The sequence below is a fragment of the Streptomyces sp. NPDC001770 genome, assembly GCF_053596135.1.
This window is the reverse complement of the sequence record NZ_JBSFFN010000036.1, coordinates 88,468-96,390: the sequence shown is the minus strand read 5'-3', so window position 1 is coordinate 96,390 and position 7,923 is coordinate 88,468. Positions and strand designations below refer to the sequence as shown.

General features: G+C 73.4%; 7 protein-coding genes, 1 rRNA gene and 1 pseudogene. 7 read left to right on the top strand and 2 right to left on the bottom strand.

Annotated features, from left to right (window positions below; all coding sequences use genetic code 11):
* The 3 genes and pseudogenes from rrf to ACWCSV_RS27875 form a co-directional block, all read left to right on the top strand.
* Positions 1-92: ribosomal RNA gene (gene rrf, locus ACWCSV_RS27885) — 5S ribosomal RNA — on the top strand; the annotation flags it as partial.
* A 540-nt stretch (positions 93-632) separates the two neighbouring features.
* Positions 633-1,325: pseudogene (locus ACWCSV_RS27880) on the top strand (tetratricopeptide repeat protein); the annotation flags it as partial.
* 426 nt (positions 1,326-1,751) lie between these two features.
* Positions 1,752-2,705, top strand: coding sequence for a tetratricopeptide repeat protein (locus ACWCSV_RS27875; RefSeq protein ID WP_451146798.1), 954 nt, complete (start codon positions 1,752-1,754; stop codon positions 2,703-2,705).
* Positions 2,706-2,822: 117 nt separating this feature from the next.
* On the opposite strand, the gene ACWCSV_RS27870 is transcribed toward ACWCSV_RS27875, so the two are convergent.
* Entirely contained in the window at positions 2,823-4,133 is a 1,311-nt protein-coding gene (locus ACWCSV_RS27870) for a DUF1015 family protein (RefSeq protein ID WP_451146780.1), read from the bottom strand.
* 71 nt (positions 4,134-4,204) lie between these two features.
* On the opposite strand from ACWCSV_RS27870, the gene ACWCSV_RS27865 reads away from it, so the two are divergent.
* Positions 4,205-5,242, top strand: coding sequence for an HAD-IIA family hydrolase (locus ACWCSV_RS27865; protein WP_451146778.1), 1,038 nt, complete (start codon positions 4,205-4,207; stop codon positions 5,240-5,242).
* Positions 5,243-5,341: 99 nt separating this feature from the next.
* On the opposite strand, the gene ACWCSV_RS27860 is transcribed toward ACWCSV_RS27865, so the two are convergent.
* Entirely contained in the window at positions 5,342-5,689 is a 348-nt protein-coding gene (locus tag ACWCSV_RS27860) for an SCP2 sterol-binding domain-containing protein (RefSeq protein ID WP_390965685.1), read from the bottom strand.
* Positions 5,690-5,731: 42 nt separating this feature from the next.
* Here ACWCSV_RS27860 and ACWCSV_RS27855 point away from each other — a divergent pair, with 42 nt between their 5' ends.
* Genes ACWCSV_RS27855 through ACWCSV_RS27845 form a run of 3 tightly spaced genes read left to right on the top strand, consistent with a single transcriptional unit; the run spans position 5,732 to position 7,796 of the window.
* Positions 5,732-6,064 carry a hypothetical protein gene (locus ACWCSV_RS27855; RefSeq protein WP_451146776.1) on the top strand — a complete coding sequence of 111 codons (333 nt, stop codon included), beginning with the start codon at positions 5,732-5,734 and terminating at the stop codon, positions 6,062-6,064.
* 8 nt (positions 6,065-6,072) lie between these two features.
* Positions 6,073-6,888: a TlyA family RNA methyltransferase gene (locus ACWCSV_RS27850; RefSeq protein ID WP_451146774.1), complete on the top strand. Its 816-nt coding sequence runs from the start codon at positions 6,073-6,075 to the stop codon at positions 6,886-6,888.
* Positions 6,885-7,796 (top strand): NAD kinase, encoded by a 912-nt coding sequence (locus ACWCSV_RS27845; protein WP_451146772.1) that lies wholly within the window; start codon positions 6,885-6,887, stop codon positions 7,794-7,796. The genes ACWCSV_RS27850 and ACWCSV_RS27845 overlap by 4 nt, the downstream gene beginning before the upstream one ends.
* Positions 7,797-7,923: the final 127 nt, after the last annotated feature.

Genomic DNA, 7,923 nt, shown 5'->3' with positions numbered 1-7,923 from the left:
CGCCCGGTTACATTCCGAACCCGGAAGCTAAGCCTTTCAGCGCCGATGGTACTGCAGGGGGGACCCTGTGGGAGAGTAGGACGCCGCCGAACAATCTTTCAAGGACCCTTGGTCCCAGCGTTCACGCTGGGACCAAGGGTCCTTTTGTTTTCCCGAAGCGCGTCGTCAGGTCGGCTGCGCGAGAATGTTTGCAGTACCCAAAGACAGGAGTCGTACCCATGTCCACCAACTCTCCCGACGATCGTCCGGATCGCGAGCCGCGTCGCCGGGACGGTGGCGACAGGGCCGGCTTCCGCGGCGGTCGTGACGACCGCTCCGCCGCCCCGCGCCGTGACAATGACCGTGGCGGTTTCCGTCGTGACGACAACCGTGGTGGTTCCGGTTCGGGCGGCGGTTTCCGTCGTGACGACCGTGGTGGTTCGGGCTCCGGCGGTGGCTTCCGTCGCGATGACCGTGGTGGTTCTGGCTCCGGCGGTGGTTTCCGTCGTGACGACAACCGTGGTGGCTCCGGCTCCGGTGGCGGTTTCCGTCGTGACGACAACCGTGGTGGTTCCGGTTCCGGTGGTGGTTTCCGTCGTGACGACCGTGCCCCGCGTCGTGATGACGACCGTGGTGGACGTCCGGGCGGTTTCGAGCGCCGTGACGACCGCCCCGCGGGTGGCAGTTTCCGCCGCGACGACCGTGCCCCGCGCCGGGACGACGACCGTGGCGGTTTCCGTCGTGACGACAACCGTGGTGGTTCCGGTTCGGGCGGCGGTTTCCGCCGCGACGACCGTGGTGGTTCTGGCTCCGGTGGCGGTTTCCGTCGTGACGACAACCGTGGTGGTTCCGGTTCCGGTGGTGGCTTCCGTCGCGATGACCGTGGCGGTTCTGGCTCCGGTGGCGGTTTCCGTCGTGACGACAACCGTGGTGGTTCCGGTTCGGGCGGTGGTTTCCGCCGTGACGACAACCGTGGTGGTTCCGGCTCCGGCGGTGGTTCGCGTCGTGACGACAACCGTGGTGGTTCCGGTTCCGGTGGTGGCTTCCGTCGTGACGACCGTGCCCCGCGTCGTGATGACGACCGTGGTGGACGTCCGGGCGGTTTCGAGCGCCGTGACGACCGCCCCTCGGGTGGCGGCTTCCGCCGCGACGACCGTGCCCCGCGCCGTGACGACGACCGTGGCGGTTTCCGTCGTGACGACAATCGTGGTGGTTCCGGTTCGGGCGGCGGTTTCCGCCGCGACGACCGTGGTGGTTCGGGCTCCGGCGGTGGTTTCCGTCGTGACGACAACCGTGGTGGCTCCGGCACCGGTGGCGGCTTCCGCCGCGACGACCGCGCTCCCCGCCGGGACGACGACCGTGGTGGCTTCCGCGGTCAGCGCGATGACCGCGCTCCTCGTCGTGATGACGACCGTGGTGGGCGTCCGGGTGGTTTCGAGCGCCGTGACGACCGCCCGCGCGGCCCGCGCCGTGACGACGACCGTCCCTCCGGCGGTGGCTTCCGTCGTGACGACAACCGTGGCGGCTCCGGGGCCGGTGGCGGCTTCCGCCGCGACGACCGTGCCCCGCGCCGTGACGACGACCGCGGTGGCTTCCGCGGCCAGCGTGACGACCGCGGCGGCTACCGGGGCCGGGACGACCGCGGTGGTTACCAGGGCCGCGACGACCGTGGCGGCTACCAGGGCGACCGTGACCGTGAGCCCATCAAGCGGCTGCCCATCCCCGACGACGTCACGGGCTTCGAGATCGACAAGGAGGTCCGGCAGGAGCTCATGAGCCTGCCGAAGACCCTTGCCGAGGACGTCGCGCGCAACCTCGTCATGGTCGCCCGGCTCATCGACGAGGACCCCGAGGAGGCGTACGGGTACTCCCGTGTCGCCCTCCGGCTCGCCTCGCGCGTCGCCGCCGTCCGTGAGGCGGCCGGCTTCGCCGCGTACGCCACGCAGAAGTACGGGGAGGCACTGGCCGAGTTCCGCGCCGCCAAGCGGATGACCGGCTCCGTGGAGCTGTGGCCCGTCATGGCGGACTGCGAGCGCGGCCTAGGCCGCCCCGAGCGTGCCATGGCGATGGCGGGCGAGCCCGAGGTCCAGAAGCTGGACAAGGCCGGCCAGGTCGAGATGCGCCTGGTGGCCGCTGGTGCCCGCCGTGACATGGGTCAGATCGACGCCGCCATCGTCACCCTGCAGAGCCCCGAGCTGGCCTCCAACGCCGTTCACCCGTGGACCCCGCGCCTGCGCTACGCGTACGCCGACGCGCTCCTGGAGGCGGGCCGTGAGGACGAGGCCCGCGAGTGGTTCGCCAAGGCCATCGAGTCCGACAAGGACGGCGCGACCGACGCCTCCGACCGCCTCGCCGAGCTGGACGGAGTCGAGTTCGTGGACGCCCTGGACGGCGACGAGGAGGACGTTCCCGCCACGGCTCCGGCCGAGCGGCACGCGGCCCCCGCAGTCCAGGACACGGACACGGCGGCGGACTCCGCGGTGGACATCGCCGACGACGACATCGCCGACGACATCGAGGGTGGCGACATCGAGGGTGACGACCGCGACGACCTCGACGACGAGGACGAGGACGACACCGACGAGCTGAACGCGTGGGCCGACCGCGCCGACGCGGCCGCCGACGCGACCCCGGCGGCTGAGCAGAGCACCGAGCGGAACGCCGAGCACAGCACCGAGCAGCCCGACGCCGACGGTCCGGCCGCCGACGGTCCGGCCAAGGCCTGAGCGGTACGCACCGCGTAGGCGGTGGCGGCAGAAGGTAGAAGAAGGGCGGCACTCCTCCGGGGGTGCCGCCCTTCTTCGTATCCATATCCGTATCCGCAGCGGGTACGGACGCGCCGCTCAGTCGTCGTCGGCGAGTCTCCGCATCACCAGGCCGGTCGCCGGCTTGGGGCCGAAGGACGTGGACTTGCGCGGCATCGTGATGCCCTGCCGGGCGAGGTCGCGGACGACGGACTCGCGCACCGGATGCATCAGGACGGCCGTCCCGCCGGACCGTTCGGCCTGCTCGACCGCTGCGACCGGGTCGTGGAGGTACGCGATCTCCTCGCCGGTGTCCGGGATGCGCCAGACCCGGTCGAGCAGCGTCTCGTGGAGCACCGTCGCGTCCAGGGTGCGCCAGGCCTCGGGGCGGCCCGCGGGGACCGTACGGGCGAGCAGGGCGGGGTCGGGCCGGTCGACGAGGCGGTACGTACCGTCGCCCGCCAGCAGATAGGCGTTGCCCTCCTCGGAAGCGGCGGCGAGCGCGCCGAGCGCCCGGGGCAGCGGGCCCGCCACCTCCCGCACCCGGAACCGGTCCCCGAGCGCGGCCAGGGCGCCGGCGGGGGCGAGCCGGCGGAGCACCCGGTGGATCGCGCGCACCTGGAGCGGGTACCGGGCCGTGTCGACCAGGAAGACCAGGCCGAAGTCCCACGGCCCGGGGGTGCTCCGCTCGCGCTGGAGCCGCAGATAGGTGGCCCACCGGTGGTGGCCGTCCGCGATGAGGGCCTGGCGGGGCAGGAGATCGGCGGCGGCCTCGGCCTGCTCCGCCGGATCGGTGACGGCCCACAGCCGGTGCCGGAGCCCGTTCTCCGTGACGGTGGTGAGCAGCGGGGTCCGCCGGGCCGCCCGCTCGACGACCGCCGCCGCACCGGACTCCGTACCGTCACCCGGGCAGGTCAGGAGCAGCGGTTCGAGGTGGGCGCCGGTGGCGCGCATCAGGGCGGCCCGTTCCGCCACGACATCGTCCATCACCTCCTCGTGCGGGAGGACGACCCGGTCGGCGGCGGGGGAGAGCGCCAGGGCGCCGATCAGACCGCGCTGGAGGATGCCGTTGCCGCGCTGTTCGTAGACGTAGAGCGCGGGTTCGGGATCGGTGGCGAGCACCCCTTCGGCGAGCCACTCCTCCAGGGTCCGGGCCGCCAGCCGGTTGCGGGCGGCGGGAGACCCGTCCTGAGGCAGGATCAGCCGCACGATGTTGTGCGGGTCCGCCGACTCCAGGTGGTGCAGGCCGTCCGGACGCACCACCACGTCGTACGGCGGGGACGTCACCGCGGCGAGGCTGCCCACCCGCTCGGGGACGTAACGCACGCCGCGGAACGGGAACAGGCGCAGCCCCTTCCCGGAGCGGCCCCTTCCGGCGTGCCCCTTCCCGGCGTGCCCCGATGTGTCCATCCCCGCATCGTAGGTGCGGGGTGCCGATGCGGGATGATCGGGGCAGAGGCATCGAACGAGGAGCGAACACAATGAGTCAGCAGGACACGTCCCGGCCGCTCGGCAGCGGTACGCCGCTGAGCGAGGCGTACGACACGGCTCTGCTCGACCTCGACGGGGTCGTGTACGCGGGCGGTCAGGCGATCGGCCACGCCGTCGAGTCGCTCACCACCGCGCGGGACGGCGGGATGCACCTCGCGTACGTCACCAACAACGCGCTGCGGACACCCACCGCGGTGGCGGCCCACCTGACCGAGCTGGGGGTGCCCGCCGAGCCGTCGGACGTGATCACCTCCGCGCAGGCGGTCGCCCGGCTGGTCGCGGACCAGCTCCCGGCGGGCGCCCGGGTCCTCGCCATCGGCGGCGAGGGGCTGCGGGTCGCCCTGGAGGAGCGCGGGCTCGTCCCGGTCGACTCGGCGGACGACGACCCGGTGGCGGTGGCGCAGGGATACGGCGGCCCGGACTTCCCGTGGTCGCGGTTCGCGGAGGCCGCGTACGCGATCAACCGGGGCCTGCCCTGGTTCGCGTCCAACACCGACCTGACCATCCCCAGCGCCCGGGGCATCGCCCCCGGCAACGGCGCGGCGGTCCAGGTCGTCCGGATCGCCACCGGCGCCGAGCCGCAGGTCGCGGGCAAGCCGCTGCCCCCGATGCACCGGGAGACCGTGCTGCGTACCGGGGCCGAGCGCCCGCTCGTCGTCGGCGACCGCCTGGACACCGACATCGAGGGCGCGTTCAACGGGGGAGTGGACTCGCTGCTGGTGCTGACCGGGGTGACCGACGCCGCCCAGCTGGTCGCGGCCGTGCCCGAGCACCGTCCGACGTACATCGACCGGGACCTGCGCGGGCTGCTCACCGGGCAGCCCGAGGTGACGGTGGAGGACGGTACGGCCCGCTGCGGCGGGTGGACCGCTTCCGTCCGCGGACAGGAGCTGGTCATGGACGGCGAGGGGGACGCCCTCGACGCGATCGACGGGCTGCGGGCGCTCTGCGGCGCCGCGTGGACCGCCGGGGGCACCGAGGCGTGCGCCCTCGACGCGGGGAAGGCCGTCGCCCGCCTGGGGCTCTGACGGCGGGCCCGCGGAGGCGCCCGGGGCGGCTCGGGCGGTGACCGGCGACCCGAGACGGTGAAGACCGGGCGGGCGCGTCCCAGGCGCCTCGAACACCCCTCAGAGCAGCGATCTCAGCTTGAGCAGGTCCCGGAACCCCGCCTCCAGACGGACCCGGCCCGCCCCCCACGCCTTGGCGAAGTTCAGGTCGCCGTCCACCAGCGCGACCAGGTCGTCGCCGGTCATCGCCAGTCTGATCTCGGCCTTCTCGCGGGGCGGGCCCTCGACGGTGTCGAGCACCCGGATGCGGCCGTCCGTGAGCCGGCCGGTGAACGTCACATCGAGGTCCTTGATGTGACAGCTCAGCGAGCGGTCCAGGGAGGCGGCGCTGCGCACGTCTCCGTCCGCGCCCGCGAGATTGTCGGAAAGTCTGTCCAGTGCGCTGCGGCACTCTGCCATGGTCGCCATCGTGATCGACGGTACCCCAGCCCACCGAGGTAGCGTTCCGGCATGAGCGACTTGACGACGGGGCCCGGGACGGCGCCCGCGCGGGCACCCGGCACCGCCCCCGGCGACGAGGCGGAGACCCTCGGCGGGGAGGCGGCAGGACCCGGCACCGCCCCCGCCCCCGCGCCCGCCGGCCCTGCCCCCCTCGGCGTCGTCCGCACCCCCACCGGGAACGCCGCCGTGGACGCCGCGCTGGAGCGCCTGGCCGACGCCGACCACCTCGCGGCGGACGGACACACCGAGGTGTACGAGGATGTACACCGTGGGCTGCGCTCCACGCTGACCGCGCTGGACGCAGGGCCCGCACCCGCACCCCCGTACGACAACAGGAGCTGAACGTAGCCGTGGCAGGAGTGGCCCGTCGCCGCCTCGACGCAGAGCTGGTACACCGCAAGCTCGCCCGCTCGCGCGAGCACGCGAGCCAGCTGATCGCCGCGGGACGCGTCTCCGTACGCGGCCTGGTCGCGACCAAACCCGCCACCCAGGTGGAGACCAGCGCCCCCGTGGTCGTGGCCAAGGACGAGAGCGACCCGGAGTACGTCTCGCGCGGCGGGCACAAGCTCGCCGGCGCGTTCGCCGCGTTCGTCCCGCTGGGACTGGAGGTGGAGGGCCGCCGCGCGCTGGACGCCGGGGCGTCCACCGGCGGCTTCACCGATGTGCTGCTGCGCGCCGGGGCCCGCCGGGTCCTCGCCGTCGACGTCGGCTACGGACAGCTCGCCTGGTCGCTCCAGTCGGACGAGCGGGTCGTCGTCAAGGACCGCACCAACGTGCGCGAACTGACGCTCGACGACATCGACGGGCTGCCGGTGGACCTGGTGGTCGGCGACCTCTCGTTCATCCCGCTGGGGCTCGTACTGCCCGCCCTGGTGCGCTGCGCCGCCCCCGACGCCGACCTCGTCCTCATGGTCAAGCCGCAGTTCGAGGTCGGCAAGGAGCGGCTCGGCAGCGGCGGGGTGGTGCGCAGCCCCGAGCTGCGCGCCGAGGCGGTACGCGAAGTCGCCCGCCGGGCGGCGGCGCTGGGGCTCGGGGTGCGCGGGGTCACGGCCAGTCCGCTGCCCGGCCCCTCGGGGAACGTCGAGTACTTTCTGTGGCTGCGGGCCGGCGCACCCGAACTGGATCCGGCAGATGTGGACCGTGCAGTGGCGGAGGGGCCTCGTTGACGACGACGACAAGTACGGCACGAACAGTCTTCCTTTTGGCGCATACCGGCCGTCCGGCCGCGATCCGCAGTGCGGAGCTCGTGGTGCAGGGACTGCTGCGCAACGGCCTCGGCGTGCGGGTCCTGGAGGCCGAGGCCGCGGACCTGCCGCTCCCGGCCGCGGTGGAGACGGTCGCCGAGGCGACCCCGGCCGCCGTGGACGGGTGCGAACTGCTGATCGTGCTCGGCGGTGACGGCACCCTGCTGCGCGGCGCCGAGATCTCGCGCGCCTCCGGCGTCCCGATGCTCGGGGTCAACCTCGGCCGGGTCGGGTTCCTCGCCGAGGCCGAACGCGACGACCTGGACCGGGTGGTCGCCCGCGTGGTGACCCGGGCGTACGAGGTCGAGGAGCGCATGACGCTCGACGTCGTGGTGCACAGCAACGGCGCGGTCGTGCATACCGACTGGGCGCTCAACGAGGCGGCCGTGCAGAAGGTTTCGCCCGAAAGGATGCTGGAGGTCGTCCTGGAGATCGACGGCCGTCCGGTCACCGGGTTCGGCTGCGACGGGATCGTCTGCGCGACCCCCACCGGCTCGACCGCCTACGCGTTCTCCGCCGGCGGTCCCGTCGTCTGGCCCGAGGTCGAGGCCCTGCTGATGGTGCCGATCAGCGCGCACGCGCTGTTCGCCAAGCCGCTGGTCACCTCGCCGTCGTCGGTGCTGGCGGTGGAGGTCCAGCCGCACACTCCGCACGGAGTCCTCTGGTGCGACGGCCGCCGGAACGTGGAGCTGCCCGCAGGCGCCCGCGTCGAGGTACGGCGCGGAGCGGTACCCGTACGGCTGGCGCGACTGCACCACGCGTCGTTCACCGACCGGCTGGTCGCGAAGTTCGCGCTGCCGGTCTCCGGATGGCGCGGCCTGCCGCAGTGACGGGACCGCGCACGGCCCCGGCACCGCCCCCGGACACCCGTTCCGGGCCGGTGGACCGGGGCCGTGCGCAGACGCCTGCGGGCGCGTCGCGGGCGGGGGCCGTCGCACGGGGGCGGTGAAACCTCGT